The organism is Pseudoduganella sp. RAF53_2, from assembly GCF_052113985.1.
Lineage (GTDB): Bacteria > Pseudomonadota > Gammaproteobacteria > Burkholderiales > Burkholderiaceae_D > Rugamonas.
The window spans coordinates 1-1,561 of record NZ_JBFRDW010000941.1; the positions used below are offsets into that span (position 1 = coordinate 1).

A 1,561-nucleotide genomic window follows, 5' to 3' on the forward strand; every position below is an offset into this window, starting at 1 on the left:
CCTTGAAGCTGACCGACGAAGGCGCCCGGCTGCTGGAGGTGGCCGGTCCAGCGTTGCAAATGCTGGATGAGATCCTCGATGAAGTCCGCACCAGCAGCGACGGCCGCGAGGGCGTGATCCGCATAACGGCACCCGTATCCCTGGGCGGCAAAGTGCTGATGCCCTTGATTCGCAGCTTCCGTCTCGAACACCCCAACATCGCCTTCGACCTGGTGCTGGAAGATCTGGACACCGACATCGTGCAAGCCAAGATCGACGTCGGATTCCGCATTGGCCGCGAGCCTTCGCGCAATGTGGTGTCACGCCGTCTGGCGCCGCTATCGCTGGTGATTGCCGCCACGCCGGACTATCTGAAGCGCCATGGAGAGCCAAAGAATCTGTGCGAACTGCTGCAGCATCCCTGCACGGGATTCCGTATGCCCAGCACGGGCAGGCTGGTGCCGTGGGAACTGAACATTAATGGGGAGATGGTATTTCAGGACGTGCCCTCGGTCTGCACCGTCAACAGCGCATTGCCGGAAGTGGAAGCGGTGAAGGCGGGCATCGGCATCGGGCAGCTAAGCGTCTACCTGATCCGCGAGGAGCTTGAGAAAGGGGAGCTGGTGGAGATTTTGCCGCAATTCGCGACGGCGATATCGGCCATTCACATGTACTACCCGCACCGGACCCAGATGCCGGCGCGGGTGCGTCTTTTCGTCAACTACGTGATGAAGAGCGCAGCAAGCCTGCTGCCTGTGCGCCCCTGAGCGGATCACTGATACAGATCGCCGCCAGTCACGATATTGCTGCGGTTTGCGGCACGCGCATCAGCGCGCACCGCATCACGCGTAACTTTGGTTTGGGTCTGGGCTGGCAGTTGATTCTGATAGCCTTCGCCATCATTTGGTACGCCGGAGCGCAGCATTTCGATGGCTTGTTGGCGGACTTGCTCGCGGGTGACGGTCGATTGGTCTGCGGCTTGAGCGGCGCCTACGGCGGACAGGGCAAACAAGGTAGCGGCGATGAAGGATGCGGTTTTCATGATGTATTCTCCTGATAGCGATTGGCAGTGGCTGCCTGATGTCTCTAGTGTAGGTGGAGCAATATTCACGAAAAAGAGGGTGTCGTGACGAATAACTTTCCACCAAAAGTTGATAATCTCGTCTGGCGCCGGGTAGCCGGTTCCGGTCTGACCCTGGGATTGATGACGCCTGCGCCCATGCCGCAGCGCGTTCCGGCTGAGCTGCGGGAGCAGCAATTGATCGCGCAGACGGCCGAAATCGCCGGATTTACCGCCTTGTGGTGCCGCGATGTGCCGCTGATGATTCCGCAGGAAGGCAATGTCAGCGCCCTGGATGATCCCTTCCTCTGGCTGGCCATGCTGGCCGCCGCCACGAATTCCATCGCGGTCGGCACGGCGGCGGCGGTGCTGCCGCTGCGAGACCCGCTGCATCTTGCCAAATCGGCACTGTCGCTGAATCGTCTGAGCGGCGGCCGTTTCATCCTGGGGCTGGGCTCCGGCGACCGCCCGGATGAATTCGCCGCCTTTGGCCGCGAGGTGCAGCAATCCGCAGAAATCTAC

The 1,561-nt window shown here is 61.0% G+C and carries 3 protein-coding genes; 2 read left to right on the forward strand and 1 reads right to left on the reverse strand.

Annotation, left to right across the window (positions count from 1 at the left end; genetic code table 11):
* A partial coding sequence (locus AB4Z11_RS31215; protein WP_442029990.1) for a LysR substrate-binding domain-containing protein occupies positions 1-746 on the forward strand: 746 nt, incomplete at its 5' end.
* A 5-nt stretch (positions 747-751) separates the two neighbouring features.
* Here AB4Z11_RS31215 and AB4Z11_RS31220 read toward each other — a convergent pair.
* Positions 752-1,021, reverse strand: coding sequence for a DUF4148 domain-containing protein (locus AB4Z11_RS31220; RefSeq protein WP_442029992.1), 270 nt, complete (start codon positions 1,019-1,021; stop codon positions 752-754).
* 84 nt (positions 1,022-1,105) lie between these two features.
* Here AB4Z11_RS31220 and AB4Z11_RS31225 point away from each other — a divergent pair.
* The coding region (locus AB4Z11_RS31225; protein WP_442029994.1) for an LLM class flavin-dependent oxidoreductase at positions 1,106-1,561 on the forward strand (456 nt) is incomplete at its 3' end.

Excerpts from the sequence above, each read along its gene's own strand:
- AB4Z11_RS31220 (WP_442029992.1), bottom strand. The coding sequence starts at position 1,021 with ATGAAAACCGCATCCTTCATCGCCGCTACCTTGTTTGCCCTGTCCGCC.